Source organism: Streptomyces sp. NPDC030840, assembly GCF_055572015.1.
In genome coordinates this window covers 1-15,967 of sequence record NZ_JBVIEE010000030.1, presented here as the reverse complement: position 1 = coordinate 15,967, position 15,967 = coordinate 1, and the positions used below count along the sequence as shown (strand labels likewise).

The following is a 15,967-nucleotide window of genomic DNA, read 5'->3' as shown; positions in this document are numbered from 1 at the left end:
GATGAACCCTCGCATTATCGAGACCGAATGGTGCCTTGCTCTTCATATCCGGGACGGCTAGCCGAAACATCGCCTGAACACGTCTCGTATAAAATCCGCAAAACGAGGCAGAGAGCTGGCGCTCGCGGTCCTCGGCCTGCCGTCAGGTGACGTACGGCAGACCGCCCTCCCGCACCGGACCCACCGGACCCCTGGCCCCCGCCTCTCTGATCCCGAGAGCTGACAGCGCCGTCCGCCCCCGCCCTCGCGCCACCGTGCCTGTCGAATGAGAGGCGACCCATCATGCCGCTGCATGTACCCCCGGCTCCCGCGCCCGCACTGCGCACCGTCCTCACGGCACTCGGTTCCCCCACCGCCGTCCGCGAGGCACGCACCCCGTCCCTGCGCAACGCCCAGGGGCCCGTCACGCCCGAACTCCCGCTGCCCGTCCACGTACTCGACCGCATCACCCCCGAAGGCGCGTCCGCCACCCGGCTGGCCGGCTGGCGCTTCCTGATCCGCTCCGCCGGCCGCGCGGTGGCCGCGGCGGAAACCAGGCTGACGCCCGACGGCTGGGCCTTCTCGCACTTCTTCGAGGGCCCCTACGTCGCCGCCACCGAGCTCGCCCTGCGCGAGGCCGAGTCCGTGCAGCAGCCGTATCAGGCGCGTCTGCTGTCGGTACCCGAGCTGTACATGCTCACACTCTGGCTGCACGGCGACTGCCCCGAGGACGGAGCGGCCGGCCACCCGGCCGCCACGGACCTCCTCGTTCCCCTGGCCCCCGCCCCACCCGGTATCGCGGCCAACCGTCCGCACCGGGTCGCGGATCTGCTGCCGCTCCTGACCCACCGGGTGACTCCCGCCCCGTTGCTCAGCGCCTGACCCCCTCATCCCCGACGGCCACGGCTTCCGTACCCCGCCCCGGGAAGGACCGGCGGCGGGGTACCGCTTTCTCCTCGGCTAAATTCCCTGCTCTTACGGGCGAGATAATGCTCATACGAGCCAGAAAACTCCCCGACGGGCTTTGACTAGCCCAATTCGGCCACGGCAAACCACCCGAAGGGACCCTGCCGTCGCGATGAACCAACCGTGTGTGAGATGCGTCATCAATCTGTGAGAAAGCGGTGCCGCAAAATCGCTGCGGATTGACGCTCGTAGGGCAACACTGGGACCGACCGACTTATCACCACGGGGGCGGCCATGAACAACGCTTCAAGCCGCGAGTCAGCCACGACAGCCATCCCACACACCACGACAACCCGAAAGATCCCGACCACCATGTGCCAGCACCAGCCACCGTGTCCGACAGCCGAATCCGCCGACCGGGAGTCCGCCCGCCTCGTGGCGCACCACCCGGAGCAGGGGTGGAGCCTCCTGTGCAACGGCGTTCTGCTCTTCGAGGACACCGGTGAGCTCCTGCCCGACGGCCAGATCATCGCCCCGCGACGCCCGCAGGCGATGACGGTCGCCTGAGCCGAGGGCGACACGGGCGGGCGCCCGCCCGGAGAAACAAGGGGCCGGCCGGAGAAGCACTCTCCGAACCGGCCCCGACGCGTATCCAGGCGTGATTACCCTTCGTAAGCGTCAAGCGGCGGGCAGGAGCAGACCAGGTTGCGGTCGCCGAAGGCCTGGTCGATCCGGCGCACCGGCGGCCAGTACTTGTCCGCGGCCGACACACCCGCCGGGAACACGGCCTCCTCACGGGAGTACGCGTGGTCCCAGTCCTCGCCGAGCGCGGCGGCCGTGTGCGGGGCTCCCCGCAGCGGGTTGTCGTCCGCGGGCCACTGCCCCGACCCCACGCGCTCGATCTCCGCGCGGATCGCGATCATCGCCTCGCAGAACCGGTCCAGCTCGGCGAGGTCCTCGGACTCGGTCGGCTCGATCATCAGCGTCCCCGCCACCGGGAACGACATGGTCGGCGCGTGGAAGCCGTAGTCGATCAGCCGCTTGGCGACGTCGTCGACGGTCACGCCGGTCGCCTTGGTCAGCGGCCGCAGGTCGATGATGCACTCGTGCGCCACGAGCCCGCCGGGACCGGTGTAGAGCACCGGGTAGTGCGGCTCCAGCCGCTTGGCGATGTAGTTGGCGCTGAGGACGGCCACCTGCGTGGCGCGCTTGAGCCCCTCGCCACCCATGAGCCGGACGTACGCCCAGGAGATGGGCAGGATGCCCGCGGAGCCCCACGGGGCGGCCGAGATCGGGCCCACGCCCGTCTCGGGCCCGGCCGCGGGCTGGAGCGGGTGGTTCGGCAGGTACGGCGCCAGGTGCGCCCGTACTCCGACCGGACCCACGCCCGGACCGCCGCCACCGTGCGGGATGCAGAACGTCTTGTGCAGGTTCAGGTGCGAGACGTCACCGCCGAAGTGCCCCGGCTTGGCCAGGCCCACCAGCGCGTTGAGGTTCGCGCCGTCGATGTACACCTGGCCGCCCGCGTCGTGCACCGCCGCGCAGACCTCGCCGACGTGCTCCTCGAACACTCCGTGCGTCGACGGGTACGTGATCATCAGCACCGCCAGTTCGTCGCGGTACTGCTCGATCTTGGCGCGCAGGTCCTCGACGTCGATCTCGCCGTCCTCCGCGGTCTTCACGACGACGACCTTCATGCCCGCCATGACGGCGCTGGCCGCGTTCGTACCGTGCGCGGAGGACGGAATGAGGCATACCGTGCGCTGCTCGTCACCGCGTGCCCGGTGGTAGCCGCGTACGGCGAGCAGACCGGCCAGCTCACCCTGTGAGCCCGCGTTCGGCTGGAGCGACACCTTGTCGTACCCGGTGACCTCGGCGAGACGCTCCTCAAGCTCGGTGATCAGCGCGAGGTAGCCCTGCGCCTGGTCGGCGGGCGCGAAGGGGTGCAGCTGCCCGAACTCGGGCCAGGTGACCGGTTCCATCTCGGTGGTCGCGTTGAGCTTCATCGTGCAGGAGCCCAGCGGGATCATGCCCCGGTCGAGGGCGTAGTCGCGGTCGGCAAGCCTGCGCAGGTACCGCAGCATCGCGGTCTCGGAGCGGTGCTGGTGGAAGACCGGATGGGCCAGGTAGTCGTCGGTGCGCAGCAGCGCGGCCGGCAGCGTGTCCTGTGTCGCCGCGTCCAGCGCCTCGATGTCGCCCTGAACGCCGAACGCCGTCCACACCGCACCCAGCTGGGCCCGCGTGGTGGTCTCGTCGCAGGCGATCGACACCCGGTCGGCGTCCACGAGCCGGAGGTTGACGCCGTGCTCGCGCGCGGCCGCGACGATCTCCGCGGCCCGGCCCGGCACCCGCGTGGTCAGCGTGTCGAAGTAGGCGCCGTGCACCACCTCGACCCCGCCTTCCGTGAGGCCGGCGGCGAGGATCGTGGCGTACCGGTGCGTACGCCGGGCGATCGCCCGCAGCCCGTCGGGGCCGTGGTAGACGGCGTACATGCCGGCCATCACGGCGAGCAGCACCTGGGCGGTGCAGATGTTGCTGGTCGCCTTCTCCCTACGGATGTGCTGCTCCCGCGTCTGCAGGGCCAGCCGGTACGCCTTGTGTCCGTCCGCGTCCACGGAAACGCCCACGAGCCGCCCGGGCAGGCTGCGGGCGAACTTCTCGTGCACGGCCATGTAGCCGGCGTGGGGGCCGCCGAATCCCATCGGCACGCCGAAGCGCTGCGTCGTACCGACCGCGATGTCGGCTCCCAGCTCTCCGGGCGGCGTGAGCAGCGTGAGCGCCAGCAGATCAGCGGCGACGGTGACGAGCGCGCCGAGTTCATGCGCCTGTTCGATGACGGGCTTGAGATCACGTACGGCACCGGAGGCACCCGGGTACTGCAGGAGCACGCCGTTGATCTCGCGCTCGGCGATGGCGGCCGGGATGCCCTCGCTGAGATCGGCCACAACGACCTCGACACCGGTTGGCTCGGCACGTGTCTCGATCACGGCGATGGTCTGCGGCAGCGCGTCCGCGTCGATGAGGAAGATGCCCTTCTTGTTCTTGCCCATGCGCCGCGACAGCGCCATCGCCTCGGCGGCCGCCGTGCCCTCGTCCAGCAGCGAGGCACCCGAGGTCGGCAGGCCGGTCAGGTCGGCGACCATCGTCTGGAAGTTCAGCAGCGCTTCGAGGCGGCCCTGCGAGATCTCCGGCTGGTACGGCGTGTAGGCCGTGTACCAGGCCGGGTTCTCCATGACGTTCCGCAGGATGACGGGCGGCGTGAACGTCCCGTGGTAGCCCAGGCCGATCATGGAGCCCAGCACCTGGTTGCGGTCCGCGAGGGAGCGCAGCTCGGCGAGGACCTCGGCCTCGGTGCGCGCGCCGGGCAGTTCCAGCGCGTGGGCGTTCCGGATCACGTCCGGCACCGCGGCGGTGATCAGCTCGTCGAGCGAGCCGTACCCGACCTGGGCCAGCATCTTCGCCCGGGCCTCCAGGTCGGGGCCGATGTGGCGCTGCTCGAACGGGGTGCCCTGTTCGAGCTCGGTGAGCGGAATGCGATCGGCGGTCATGGCGGAGGCCTCCTGGTCTGACGCGACCTTCGAGGGACACCACGGCACGGGTGCCCCGACGGCCTCCCCCTCTGTCATCTCGACCTGAGAGCTTCACCGGCCGCCCGAGGGCCCCGGCTTTCACCGTCGGTGAGAGCGGAAGCCGTCGACACCCGCTCTGCTTTCCAGAGTGACCTCGTCCGTGCGGTACAGGGGCCTGAGAGATTCCGGGGAGGAGTTGCTCCTTCGGCGCCTCCGATGGAGCTGGAGGACTCTCCCGCACAGGGTCAGCAGCCGTTGCCAGCGTACCAGCGCGACCAACGCACGCGTCTTCGAGTGGCCACCTTCTCCGTTGTGCCTTTTCGTAGACCTAGGGATGAGTTGCACCATATGCGACGTTTTGGAGGGCCCGTGCAGACCGACATCGATCCGCGCAACCTGATCGGCCGCAAAGCGTTCGACCGCAAGGGCACCAAGATCGGCACGGTCGACGAGGTGTATCTCGACGACGCGACCGGAATCCCCGAGTGGGCCGCGATACGCATGGGCCTGTTCAGCCGTGACGCCTTCGTACCCCTGGAGCCCAGCGAACTGGTGGAGGGCACCCTCCGCGTCCCCTTCGACCGCGCCCTCATCAAGGACGCCCCCGACTTCGGCGTCGGCCGCCATCTCTCCCCGGAACAGGAACTCCAGCTCTACCACCACTACGGCCTGGACATCGCTCCTCCTCCCCCGATGGACCGGGAGTTCGGCCAGGTCGCGGGCACGGAGGAGGCCTGAACACCTGGGCGCCCGCCGCCCGCGACGGCCACGGCTTCCCCCGTACGCCCCAACGGCCCCCCGGCAGCCGCGGCCCCCTCCTCTCCCCGTCTCGTCCCGACTCTCCCACGCGTCTCACACCCGGCCGGCGGCCTCCGGTGGGCGCTCCGCACCCGACCCGTGCACGCTCTCCCGCTTCAGCCCTGGAGCCATCGCTGCCGGCCCGCCCGGTATCAGTGGCAGTGGATCGGCCGGCTGGAGGGCCTGGTCGTCGGTGCGGAAGGTACGGACACGGCCCGGCGCCGAGTCCGGCGTCTCGAAGCGCACGGTCACCCGGCCCAGCCCGCTTCCCTGCACCCACCCGTGCCCGAACTCCGCGTGCCGCACATCATGCCCGGCGGGCCACCGCCGCTCGGCAGGCGCGGCCTCCCCTCGCGCCGACTCCTCCGCCGTGTCCTCGTCCTCGAGGTGGGCCTCCCCCGCCGCCTGGGCGAACAGGTCCTCCTGCGTGTAGTCGGCGAGCCCGCTGACGCCCACCCCGAGCAGCCGTACGCCGCCCGTGGTGTCCACGGCTTCCAGCAGCCGCGCCGCCGCCTCCCGCACCACGGCGGGGTCGTCCGTGGGCCCGCGCAAGGTCTCGGACCGGGTCAGCGTCGAGAAGTCGTACCTCCGCACCTTCAGCACGATGGTCCGCCCGGACAGCCGCGCCCCGCGCAGCCGCCGCACACACCGGTCCGCGAGCCGCTGCACCTCCATGCGGACCCGGACACGATCGTGGATGTCCACGTCGTACGTGTCCTCCACCGACACCGACTTCGTGTCCCGCTCGGCCACCACGGGCCGGTCGTCGAGGGCCAGCGCCATGGCATACAGACCGTGCCCGTGGGCCTTCCCCACCAGCCGCACCAGCTCGTCCTCACCCGCCTCCACGATCTCCTCGACCGTCGTGATCCCCGCCCTTCGCAGGTGGTCGCCGGTCGCCGGCCCCACTCCCGGCAGGATCCGCACCGACTTCGGACCCAGCAGCGCCCGCTCCGTCCCCGGCTCGATGAGCACGAGACCGTCGGGCTTGGCCTCCTCCGACGCGATTTTGGCCAGCATCTTGGAGGCGGCGAGCCCCACGGAACCGGTCAGCCCGGTGGCAGCCCGGATGTCCGCACGCAGCTTCGTCCCCGTGAGCCGCGCCGACTCCGCGTCCCAGGCGGCGCCCCCGGCCTCGAGATCGACGAACGCCTCATCCAGGCTCAGCGGCTCCACCAGCGGCGACAGGGCCCGCAACAGCGTCATGACCTGCTCGCTGATCGCCCGGTAGAACTCGAACCGCGGCACGAGATACGCGGCGTTCGGCGCGAGCCGCCGCGCCTGTGCCATGGGCATCGCCGAGTGCACCCCGAAGACCCGCGCCTCGTACGAGGCCGTGGCGACCACGCCGCGCGGCCCGAGACCGCCCACGATGACGGCCTTTCCGCGCAGGCTCGGCTTGGACGCCTGCTCCGCCGAGGCGTAGAAGGCATCCATGTCGAGATGCAGGATCGTGGGCGCGGTTCTCACATCTCCGATGCTGCCCTACGCCACTGACAATGGGCCGCCGCAGCCGCGCCCACAGGACTTCCGAGGGCCCCTCGCCCTTCAGCCCGCCCGGTTGCGCCGCCGCGCCAACTCGTCCCCGGGGTTGTGGCCTACGAGCGTCTCCCCCGTGTCGATGCGCTCTCCGTGCAGCTGCGACAGCGCGCTCTCCACGTCCCGCCACACCACGCCCACGGCGATCCCGAAGATGCCCTGCCCGCCCTGGAGCAGGGCGTGCACCTCGTCGGGCGACGTGCACTCGTACACGGTCGCGCCGTCGCTCATCAGCGTCATCCGCTCCAGGTCCCGGAAGCCACGCTCTCTGAGGTGCTGGACAGCGGTGCGGATGTTCTGCAATGCCACACCGGTGTCGAGGAACCGCTTGACGATCTTGAGTACGACTACGTCCCGGAAGCTGTACAGCCGCTGCGTACCGGAACCGTAGGCAGGCCGTACGCTGGGCTCGACCAGACCCGTGCGGGCCCAGTAGTCGAGCTGCCGGTAGGTGATTCCCGCGGCCGCGCACGCGGTGGGGCCGCGATAACCGATCTGCTGCTCCGTCGCCTCGGACGCCGCTCCCTCGTCCACCGGTACCGGGGTCGGCCTGTGGGGGACGTGACCGGCCGCGTTGCCGTGGAGCGGGTACGGGCCGCCACCCCCCGGACTGCGTCCGTGGGCGCCCCCAGCCGTACCGTCGCCGCTGCTTCTCACGCCGACCTCCGTCCTTGACCTGCCTTCTCGACGGTAGGCAGTCACCAGGGGTGCGTCAACGATCGCCACACTCGGCACGCCGAGTGATAATCACCCAACGAGTGGTTTCCCGTACCCTCCCGCGGGGAAAGGCTAGCCGAATGCGCTTCCGATGAGCCGCGTAACGGCCTGCTGCCGCAGGTACACAGGGCGCGCACAGGCACACGCATCGCCGAACCCTCTCAGGCCTGGCGGCTCCGGATCTCGACCATCCCGGCGCGTGGCACGACCGCACCGACGGGCCGACGCCCTCCACTCCACAGCCCGGACAGCTCCGCCGCTGCGGCCCGCCCTCTACGGCATGAGTCGCTCCGGGCCCGGCCGCCTCACTGGCTGTTCGTGCCGAAGTCCTCGGGCGAGATCTGGTCGAGGAACTCGCGGAACTTCTCCACCTCGTCCTCCTGCTCGTCCGGGATCGCGATGCCGGCGTCGTCGAGCACCCCGTCACTGCCGAAGATCGGCGTCCCGGTGCGCAGGGCCAGCGCTATGGCATCGGACGGGCGTGCGCTCACCTCGACCCCGCTGGCGAACACCAGCTCCGCGTAGAAGACGCCCTCACGCAGATCCGTGATGCGCACTTCCGTGAGCTCCTGGCCGACGGCCTCCAGCACGTCCTTGAACAGGTCGTGGGTCAGCGGTCGAGCGGGTGCCATGCCCTGCTGGGCGAAGGCGATCGCCGTTGCCTCCCCCGGCCCGATCCAGATGGGGAGGTAACGGTCGCCTCCCACTTCACGCAGGAGCACGATCGGTTGGTTGGAGGGCATTTCGACCCGGACACCTACGACATCGAGCTCGTTCACACAGCAACCCTAGGCGCTGCGCGGGACGTTTGGGTAGTCGGACAGAGATTGGCCCACCAGACCGGCCCCATCCACCCCGGAGAGTCAGGACTGCCCTACTCCGAGCGCGGTCCGCACCAGAGCGGCGTGCAGCTTCCCCGTGAGGCCCGCCAGCTCCTTCGTACGGGCCTCCGCATGGGCCCTGGTCTGCGGATTGCGGTGGCGCCGCAGCGGAGCCACCACCTGGTCGACGAGACCTGCCTCACGGTCGGCGGCGGCTTTCATGGCCCGCAGATGCCGTGGCTCGATCCCGAACCGCCCGAGTTCCACCAGAAGAGTGGCCACAGTCGCCGCCTCCGGGTCGTACGCCCCGCCGGGCAGCGCGCAGACGAGTCCGTACGACTCCCACTCGGCCAGCTGCTCCTCGTCGATCCCGGCCACGGCCAGGAGTTCCGCACGCCCGATTCTGGCAGCCGTCGGCTCCTCGGAGTCCACGAGGAGCTCCTCGAACAGCTGCTCCCGGTCCCCTGTGTCCCGCTGACGACCCAGGACAGGCAGGCGCACCGGCTCACCGCGCTCAAGCGCGTCCAGATGCTCCCGGATCACCTTCAGGGGCAGATAGTGGTCCCGCTGCATCCTCAGCACGTGTCCGAGACGCTCGACGTCCTCACTGCTGAACTTCCGGTACCCCGAGGGGGTACGCTGCGGCTCGACCAGCCCCTCCGACTCCAGAAAACGGATCTTGGAGATCGTCACTTCGGGGAACTCGTCGCGCAGCACGTTCAGCACGGTGCCGATGCTCATCAGTCCGCTGTCCGTTGCGGCGGCGCCGTTTCCGGCGCCGCCGCTCGGTGTATGAAGCATGGACCTTCCCTGGGGTCCCCCGGACCGAGTCCGGGGAGGGCTCAATAGCCCCTCTGGCTCGCGTAGAAGACCAGGCGGTACTTGCCGATCTGCACCTCGTCACCGTTCGAGAGCGCGACCTGGTCGATCCTCTCCCGGTTGACGTAGGTGCCGTTCAGGCTGCCGACGTCGGCGACCGTGAAGGAGCCGTCCGCTCCGCGACGGAACTCCACATGCCGGCGCGAGACGGTCACGTCGTCCAGGAAGATGTCGCTCTGCGGATGGCGCCCCGCCGTGGTGAGGTCACCGTCCAGGAGGAACCGGCTGCCCGAGTTGGGACCGCGGCGCACCACGAGGAGAGCCGAGCCGAGCGGCAGCGCGTCGACGGCAGCCTGAGCCTCGGGCGAGAGAGCCGGCATCGGCGTCTGCCCGGTGGTCTCGGAGTCATAGGCCTCGAGCCCCGAGATGGAGATCGTGGAGGTCGTCTCGGACGGACGCTCGGGGACCGCCCCGGCCCGCAGCGGCGCACCACAGTTGGAGCAGAAACGGCTGTTCTCCCCGTTGCGGTTCCCGCACCTCGTACACACCAGGGCCGACATGGACGGATCCTCCTGCCGCGGCTGCCCCGCCGGGGCATTGGACGCGTACGGGCCGGGGCCGAACCCTCCACCCGCACTTGAGGTTGACGGATCTCCGAAACCTATGCGGCCGGACTGGGCAGGGTCAACAGACGGCGCGCCCTGACCTCCGGAAATGTCACCGCCCGGACCAGCGACCTGGTCACGGAACATGGGGCGCTGGCCCTCTTCGTCGGGCTGCGCACGATGGCGAGCGGTAGCGTTGTCGCTGCCCTCTCGCGCGCTCTTGCCGAACAATTTCGCAAACAACTTCACGGGCGATTCCCCTTGACCGAAACAGACCCGCCCGTGGGGCAGGACGAACCCTGATTGACCACATCGGTCGACCCGGACATCCTCACAACGTCCGTATCCACCAGACAGTTTCCACCACGCACCACCCGTTCGGTGCGCCGACCCCCCGCAACCTCATGCCCTCGCCGGACGGACCCCATGCACCCGGGGTTCACTGGGAGGACGACCGAGCGTAGTCAGGCCGCTTCGCCGCCCGCAAGGCGTCCACGATGATCTTGTCCGCCCGCTCCACGGTCACGGTGGCCTGCTCCTTCTCCAGCGTCTGCACCACGCCTCCCGGGATGTTCAGCGCGGGCTCCAGATCCTGCGGCTTGCCGATGACCTTGAAACGATAGGGCTGGGTGATCTTGTTCCCGTCGACGCTGATTCCCTTGCCGGAGTCCGTCAGGTACGTGCCGGCCACCACTCGCACACCGTTCACCTGGATCGCCTCCGCGCCGGCCGCGCGCAGCTCCTGGATGGCGTCGAGCAGCATGTCCGCCTCGACGGCTCCCTTCGTGTCGTTGATCGTCAGCGTGATGCCCGGTCCCTGGGCCGCCACCGTGCCCGCGAGGATGCCCAGTTGCCTCTCCTTCTCGACCGTCTGCTTGCGCGCCTCCTCGGCCTGGTCCGAGCTGTTCTCCAACTCGGTGCGCTGGTCCTCGAGCCCCTGCTTCTCCTCTTCCAGACGCTGAGTACGGTCGTCCAGTTCATCAAGGATGCGAACGAGATCCGCCTGACGTGCGCCGCGCAGGGCGCTGTCACTGTCGCTGTTGGAGGCCACCTGCACGGCCAGGCCGAATCCGAGACCGAAAAGCAGCAGGGCGACGATGAGTTGGGCACGCGTGACGCGCGGCGGCCACAGCCCCATGACGAGCCGCTGCCGACCGGTCAGAGCGGGCTCCTCCGCCTGGTGGATGCCCTCGGCCGGACCGGAGGGCTGAGACGGCAGGGACGGCACCTCTGCGGGGAGCTCCCGGCGCAGACGCGTGGTCGGCGTCTCCTCCTGGCCGCCGTTCTCATGGCCTCCGTGCTCATGGCCTCCGTCCCCGTGGCCACCGCCCTTCCTTCCACCGTTCTTCGAAGCGCCGTTCGTCGGAGCGGCGTTCTCCGGGCCGCTGTCCTTGCGCAGGTTCGTCGTAGGCGTCTCGTCGTGCTCGCTCATCGGCCTCACGCCCGGAAGACGTGCCGGCGGATCGCCGCGGCGTTGGAGAAGATGCGGATACCGAGGACGACCACGACGCCCGTGGACAGCTGGGCGCCGACACCGAGCTTGTCGCCCAGGAACACGATCAGCGCGGCAACGACCACGTTCGACAGGAACGACACCACGAAGACCTTGTCGTCGAAGATGCCGTCCAGCATGGCGCGCAGGCCTCCGAACACGGCGTCGAGCGCCGCCACGACGGCGATGGGGAGATACGGCTCGACCACCGCAGGAACCTCTGGGCGGACCAAGAGTCCGGCCACGACTCCCACGACGAGGCCCAGTACGGCGATCACGATGTGCCCTTCTCAGTTCTCGGTTCTGCTGTTCGTACGATCACGCTCGGGGCGGCAGGCAGCCTGAGGTCACCCTCGACGGAAATGCCCGTCCGGATCCCGAAGTTCTCCTGCAGAGCATGCAGGTACAACCCGTCGGGACTGTTCTGGAACCTGGTGCTCAGGTTCTTCCCGTCGCCCACGGCAAGCACTGTGTAGGGCGGCACCAACGGCCTGTTGTCGACCAGTATCGCGTCGCCCGCCGCCCTGATCGCGGACAGAGCCGTCAGCCGCTGCCCGTTGATCGAGACCGCCTCCGCCCCCGACTGCCACAAGCCATTGACGACCCTCTGCATGTCGCGGTCACGGACACGTCCGGTGTCGGAGAATCCAGAGGTCTCGCGCGGGTCGCCGTCGCCGCCCGAACTGGCTTCCTTGGCGTCGTTGACGACGAGTTTCACGCCGGGCCCGCGCACCTCGACGGCCCCCGAAAGGACGCCCACGAGGTCCCCCTGCCCGCTTCCGCCGCCCTTTCTGAGCGCCTCGCGCTGCCGGGCACTGACGTCTGCGCGCAACTCGTCCACGGTGTCTTCGAGCTTGTCCGCGGCCGCGGTCTCGCGCTCGATCCGGTCGATGAGCTCCTCGCGCTCCTTGGCCACCACGGGCGCCGCGACGCGCGCCTGCGCCGCCCCCAGGGTCACCACGAGGGCGGCGAGCACCAGCCCGGCGGCGAGCCCCAACTTGGCGCGTACGGTCTTGGGCATGCCACGGGCGCCCTCGGCCTGCTTACGGGCGGCCGCCTCGGCGTACCCGTCGTCGAGGCTGTGGTCCATGACGTTGGTGAGCAGCGACATGGAGGCGTCCGGGCGCGAGGGTCGCGTGGGTGTGCTCCGAACGGGGGGCTGCTGCGGCATGCCGCACATCGTCGCACGTCGCGGCCAGTGGCTCCGAATGGCCCCACCGATGGGCCGATCGGCGTGCCGGACAGGTCTCCCGTGGGGACACCTGTCCGGCACGCGGCGCCGCTCAGCGACCGGCGCTGTCCACGACCGCCGACCACTCGTCCAGGAGGGCTTGCGCCGAGGCGTCGTCCGGTCCCTCGGCCCACAGATGCGTCACGGCCTCGGCCGGATCGGGCAGCACCATCACCCACCGACCGTCGGTCTCCACGACCCGCACGCCGTCAGTGGTGTCGACGAAGCGATCCCCGGCGGCTTCCACGACCCGCCGCATGACCAGTCCCTTGACAGCCCAGGGCGTCGCCAGGTCCCGCTTCAGGACGTGCGCCCTTGGAATCCGCGCGTCGATCTGGCTGAGCGTGAGCTGCGTCCGGGCGACCAGCCCGATGAGCCGTACGAAGGCCGCAGTGCCGTCGAAGACGCTGCTGAACTCCGGCACGATGAACCCACCACGCCCGTCCCCGCCGAAGATCGTGGAGTCGTCACGTCCGACCCGGGTCAGATCGTCCGGCGAGGTGGTCGTCCACTCCACCTGCGTCCCGTGGTACGCGGCCACCTGCTCGGCGATCCTCGTGGTGGTGACCGGCAGCGCCACGCGCCCGCTCCTCCGCTCCGCGGCCACCAGGTCGAGCATCACCAGCAGCGCCCGGTCGTCCTCGACGATGCGCCCCTTCTCGTCAACGAGTGAGAGCCGCTCACCCACGGGGTCGAACCGCACGCCGAACGCGGCCCGCGACGACGCCACGATCTCGCCCAGCCGCACCAGCCCCGACCGCCGCATGTCCGCGGTCTCCGTCGGCCGGGACTCGTTGAGACCGGGGTTGATGGTCAGCGAGTCCACTCCGAGCTTGCCGAGCAGGCTGGGCAGGACGAGCCCGGCACTGCCGTTGGACGCGTCCACGACGACCTTGAGGCCCGACTCGGAGATCCCGGTCGTGTCGACGTTCCGCAGCAGCGACCCGGTGTACGAGTCGAAGACGCTCGCCGGGAAGTGCAGGTCACCGATCTCCCCGGGGAACGCACGCCGGTACTCCTGCCGCGCGAACACACGGTCCAGCTTCCGCTGGCTGGCCTGGGAGAGGTCGGCTCCGCGACCGTCGAAGAACATGATGTCGACGGAGTCCGGCACTCCGGGCGTGGTCCTGATCATGATGCCGCCCGCGCTGCCCCTGGCGGTCTGCTGCCGGGCGACCGGCAGCGGCACGTTCTCCAGGTCCCGTACGTCGATGGCGCTGGCCTGAAGCGCCGAGATGACCGCTCGCTTCAGGGCCCTGGCGCCTCGGGAGTGGTCACGGGCCGTGGTGACCGTGGAGCCCTTCTTGAGGGTCGTCGCGTACGCCCCCGCAAGTCGTACGGCCAACTCCGGCGTGATCTCCACGTTCAGGATGCCGGACACACCGCGCGCGCCGAACAGGTGCGCCTGCCCGCGCGATTCCCAGATCACCGAGGTGTTGACGAAGGCACCGGCCTCGATGGTCTTGAACGGATAGACGCGTACGTTCCCCTGCACGATCGATTCTTCACCGACGAGGCACTCGTCACCGATGACGGCACCGTCCTCGATCCGAGCGGCCCGCATGATGTCGGTGTTCTTTCCGACGACACAACCCCGCAGATTGCTGTGCTGCCCGATGTACACGTTGTCGTGGACAACGGACTTGTGCAGGAAAGCCCCGCTCTTCACCACGACATTCGACCCGACGACGGTATGCTCACGGATTTCGACGCCGGCTTCGACCTTTGCGTAGTCACCCACATACAACGGTCCCCGCAGCACGGCGTCAGGATGCACTTCGGCACCCTCTGCGATCCACACCCCGGGCGAGAGCTCGAATCCGTCGATCTCGACGTCGACCTTGCCTTCGAGGACATCGGCCTGCGCCTTGACATAGCTCTCATGGGTGCCGACGTCCTCCCAGTACCCCTCCGCGACATAGCCGTAGATCGGCTTGCCTTCCTTCATCAGCTGGGGGAAGACATCGCCGGACCAGTCGACGGGAACATCGGGCTCGACGTAGTCGAAGACTTCGGGCTCCATCACGTAGATACCCGTGTTCACCGTGTCCGAGAAGACCTGGCCCCAGGTGGGCTTCTCGAGGAAGCGCTCCACCTTGCCTTCGTCGTCCACGATGGTGATACCAAATTCCAGAGGATTCGGCACCCGCGTCAGACAAACGGTGACCAGCGCACCCTTTTCCTTGTGGAAATTGATGAGCTCGGTGAGGTCGAAGTCGGTCAGAGCATCACCGGAAATGACGAGGAACGCGTCGTCCTTCAGTGCTTCCTCGGCGTTCTTGACGCTCCCGGCAGTTCCGAGTGGCTTCTCCTCATTGGCATAGGTGAGCTCCATCCCGAGCTCCTCACCGTCGCCGAAGTAGTTCTTGACGAGCGAGGCCAAGAACTGAACAGTTACGACGGTCTCATTGAGCCCATGCCTTTTGAGCAGCCGCAACACGTGCTCCATGATCGGGCGATTCGCCACGGGCAGGAGCGGCTTGGGCATGCTCGAGGTCATGGGGCGAAGGCGCGTGCCTTCGCCTCCGGCCATCACGACGGCCTTCATGTCGGAAGCGTCCTCCTTGAAGAGACGACGGTCTAGCCGACTTCACCCGTCCCAGATTGTCCCGCACTTTTCCGACACGGGCCATCAGGCCACTACGGCCGCCCAATCAGGACGAGCTCGGTCGGGCGAGCTCAATCGGCCATGGCGTCCGCCCTGACCAGTCGGCGGACCTGAACCACGTACAGGATTCCTGCCCACCAGTACAGCGTTGTACCCCATCCGGCGAACGCCCATCCGAAAATAGCAGCGAGTGACGAGATCCATCCACTTCCGTCACTGAGCAACAGCAACGGGAAGGCATACATCAAGTTGAAGGTAGCGGCTTTGCCGAGGAAGTTCACCTGGGGCGGCGGATAGCCGTGGCGCCTGAGGATGCCCACCATCACCAGCAGAACCAGCTCTCGCGCGAGAAGTACAGCGGTCAACCAAAGCGGCAGAATCTCACGCCAGGTGAGACCTACCAGGGTGGACAGAATGTAGAGCCTGTCGGCCGCGGGGTCGAGGAGCCGGCCCAGGCTGCTGATCTGGTTCCAGCGCCGGGCCAGCTTGCCGTCCAGGTAGTCGCTGACACCGCTGAGCGCCAGGACCAGAAGCGCCCAGCCGTCGCTCTTCGGACCGCCGAACTCCGGCCAGAGGATCAGCCACAGGAAGACGGGCACGCCGACGAGCCGCGCCATGCTGAGGATGTTGGGGATGGTGAGGACCCGGTCAGTCTGGATCCGGGTCTCCTGGACCTCCACCCGGGGGCCTCCTGTGGGAAACGAGCCAACGATGCCTCCTGACCTTACCTCAACGCAAAAAAGCTCTGGCTCCCGGGCGGGTGCCCAAGAACCAGAGCTCTAAAAGGAGTTCGGCGGTGTCCTACTCTCCCACAGGGTCCCCCCTGCAGTACCATCGGCGCTGTAAGGCTTAGCTTCCGGGTTCGGAATGTAACCGGGCGTTT

14 protein-coding genes, 1 rRNA gene and 1 riboswitch are annotated in these 15,967 nt (G+C 68.8%); of the genes, 3 read left to right on the top strand and 12 right to left on the bottom strand.

Features of this window, described 5'->3' with window-relative positions:
- Positions 1-282: 282 nt before the first annotated feature.
- Both ACZ49J_RS40105 and ACZ49J_RS40100 read left to right on the top strand, forming a co-directional pair.
- Complete coding sequence (locus ACZ49J_RS40105; protein ID WP_467455996.1) at positions 283-861, top strand: hypothetical protein; 579 nt, start codon at positions 283-285, stop codon at positions 859-861.
- 396 nt (positions 862-1,257) lie between these two features.
- Positions 1,258-1,452 (top strand): DUF5999 family protein, encoded by a 195-nt coding sequence (locus ACZ49J_RS40100; protein ID WP_467455995.1) that lies wholly within the window; start codon positions 1,258-1,260, stop codon positions 1,450-1,452.
- 95 nt (positions 1,453-1,547) lie between these two features.
- Here ACZ49J_RS40100 and gcvP read toward each other — a convergent pair whose 3' ends face one another.
- A complete protein-coding gene (gene gcvP, locus ACZ49J_RS40095; RefSeq protein WP_467455993.1) occupies positions 1,548-4,433 on the bottom strand; it encodes an aminomethyl-transferring glycine dehydrogenase in 2,886 nt (961 codons plus the stop codon).
- Between the two features lie 174 nt (positions 4,434-4,607).
- Positions 4,608-4,702: riboswitch (glycine riboswitch) on the bottom strand.
- A gap of 121 nt (positions 4,703-4,823) precedes the next feature.
- Between gcvP and ACZ49J_RS40090 the strand changes: the two genes are divergently transcribed.
- Positions 4,824-5,192, top strand: coding sequence for a PRC-barrel domain-containing protein (locus ACZ49J_RS40090; RefSeq protein ID WP_467455992.1), 369 nt, complete (start codon positions 4,824-4,826; stop codon positions 5,190-5,192).
- Between the two features lie 114 nt (positions 5,193-5,306).
- Here ACZ49J_RS40090 and ACZ49J_RS40085 read toward each other — a convergent pair whose 3' ends face one another.
- From ACZ49J_RS40085 to rrf, 11 genes are all read right to left on the bottom strand, one after another.
- Positions 5,307-6,722: a DNA polymerase IV gene (locus tag ACZ49J_RS40085; RefSeq protein ID WP_467455991.1), complete on the bottom strand. Its 1,416-nt coding sequence runs from the start codon at positions 6,720-6,722 to the stop codon at positions 5,307-5,309.
- Between the two features lie 78 nt (positions 6,723-6,800).
- Positions 6,801-7,448 carry a MerR family transcriptional regulator gene (locus ACZ49J_RS40080; RefSeq protein ID WP_467455990.1) on the bottom strand — a complete coding sequence of 216 codons (648 nt, stop codon included), beginning with the start codon at positions 7,446-7,448 and terminating at the stop codon, positions 6,801-6,803.
- A gap of 365 nt (positions 7,449-7,813) precedes the next feature.
- The gene (locus ACZ49J_RS40075; protein ID WP_005475662.1) at positions 7,814-8,287 is read right to left on the bottom strand and encodes a bifunctional nuclease family protein; all 474 of its coding nucleotides are present in this window, start codon (positions 8,285-8,287) and stop codon (positions 7,814-7,816) included.
- Between the two features lie 84 nt (positions 8,288-8,371).
- Positions 8,372-9,130, bottom strand: a complete 759-nt coding sequence (gene ftsR, locus ACZ49J_RS40070; RefSeq protein WP_467455989.1) for a transcriptional regulator FtsR — start codon at positions 9,128-9,130, stop codon at positions 8,372-8,374.
- Positions 9,131-9,171: 41 nt separating this feature from the next.
- Positions 9,172-10,002 carry an FHA domain-containing protein gene (locus ACZ49J_RS40065; protein WP_467455987.1) on the bottom strand — a complete coding sequence of 277 codons (831 nt, stop codon included), beginning with the start codon at positions 10,000-10,002 and terminating at the stop codon, positions 9,172-9,174.
- Between the two features lie 190 nt (positions 10,003-10,192).
- Positions 10,193-11,185, bottom strand: coding sequence for a DUF881 domain-containing protein (locus ACZ49J_RS40060; RefSeq protein WP_467455986.1), 993 nt, complete (start codon positions 11,183-11,185; stop codon positions 10,193-10,195).
- A gap of 5 nt (positions 11,186-11,190) precedes the next feature.
- Positions 11,191-11,523, bottom strand: a complete 333-nt coding sequence (locus ACZ49J_RS40055; RefSeq protein WP_003988855.1) for a small basic family protein — start codon at positions 11,521-11,523, stop codon at positions 11,191-11,193.
- Positions 11,520-12,425, bottom strand: coding sequence for a DUF881 domain-containing protein (locus ACZ49J_RS40050; RefSeq protein ID WP_467455985.1), 906 nt, complete (start codon positions 12,423-12,425; stop codon positions 11,520-11,522). The genes ACZ49J_RS40055 and ACZ49J_RS40050 overlap by 4 nt, the downstream gene beginning before the upstream one ends.
- A gap of 103 nt (positions 12,426-12,528) precedes the next feature.
- The gene (locus ACZ49J_RS40045; RefSeq protein ID WP_467457739.1) at positions 12,529-15,024 is read right to left on the bottom strand and encodes a sugar phosphate nucleotidyltransferase; all 2,496 of its coding nucleotides are present in this window, start codon (positions 15,022-15,024) and stop codon (positions 12,529-12,531) included.
- A gap of 131 nt (positions 15,025-15,155) precedes the next feature.
- Positions 15,156-15,764 (bottom strand): CDP-alcohol phosphatidyltransferase family protein, encoded by a 609-nt coding sequence (locus tag ACZ49J_RS40040; RefSeq protein ID WP_467457738.1) that lies wholly within the window; start codon positions 15,762-15,764, stop codon positions 15,156-15,158.
- Between the two features lie 108 nt (positions 15,765-15,872).
- A 5S ribosomal RNA gene (gene rrf / locus ACZ49J_RS40035) occupies positions 15,873-15,967 on the bottom strand; the annotation flags it as partial.

Bases quoted from the DNA above. Each gene is read 5' to 3' on its own strand.
- ACZ49J_RS40105 (WP_467455996.1), top strand. From the start codon at position 283: ATGCCGCTGCATGTACCCCCGGCTCCCGCGCCCGCACTGCGCACCGTC.
- ACZ49J_RS40100 (WP_467455995.1), top strand. From the start codon at position 1,258: ATGTGCCAGCACCAGCCACCGTGTCCGACAGCCGAATCCGCCGACCGG.
- gcvP (WP_467455993.1), bottom strand. From the start codon at position 4,433: ATGACCGCCGATCGCATTCCGCTCACCGAGCTCGAACAGGGCACCCCG.
- ftsR (WP_467455989.1), bottom strand. From the start codon at position 9,130: ATGCTTCATACACCGAGCGGCGGCGCCGGAAACGGCGCCGCCGCAACG.
- ACZ49J_RS40060 (WP_467455986.1), bottom strand. From the start codon at position 11,185: ATGAGCGAGCACGACGAGACGCCTACGACGAACCTGCGCAAGGACAGC.
- ACZ49J_RS40050 (WP_467455985.1), bottom strand. From the start codon at position 12,425: ATGTGCGGCATGCCGCAGCAGCCCCCCGTTCGGAGCACACCCACGCGA.
- ACZ49J_RS40045 (WP_467457739.1), bottom strand. From the start codon at position 15,024: ATGAAGGCCGTCGTGATGGCCGGAGGCGAAGGCACGCGCCTTCGCCCC.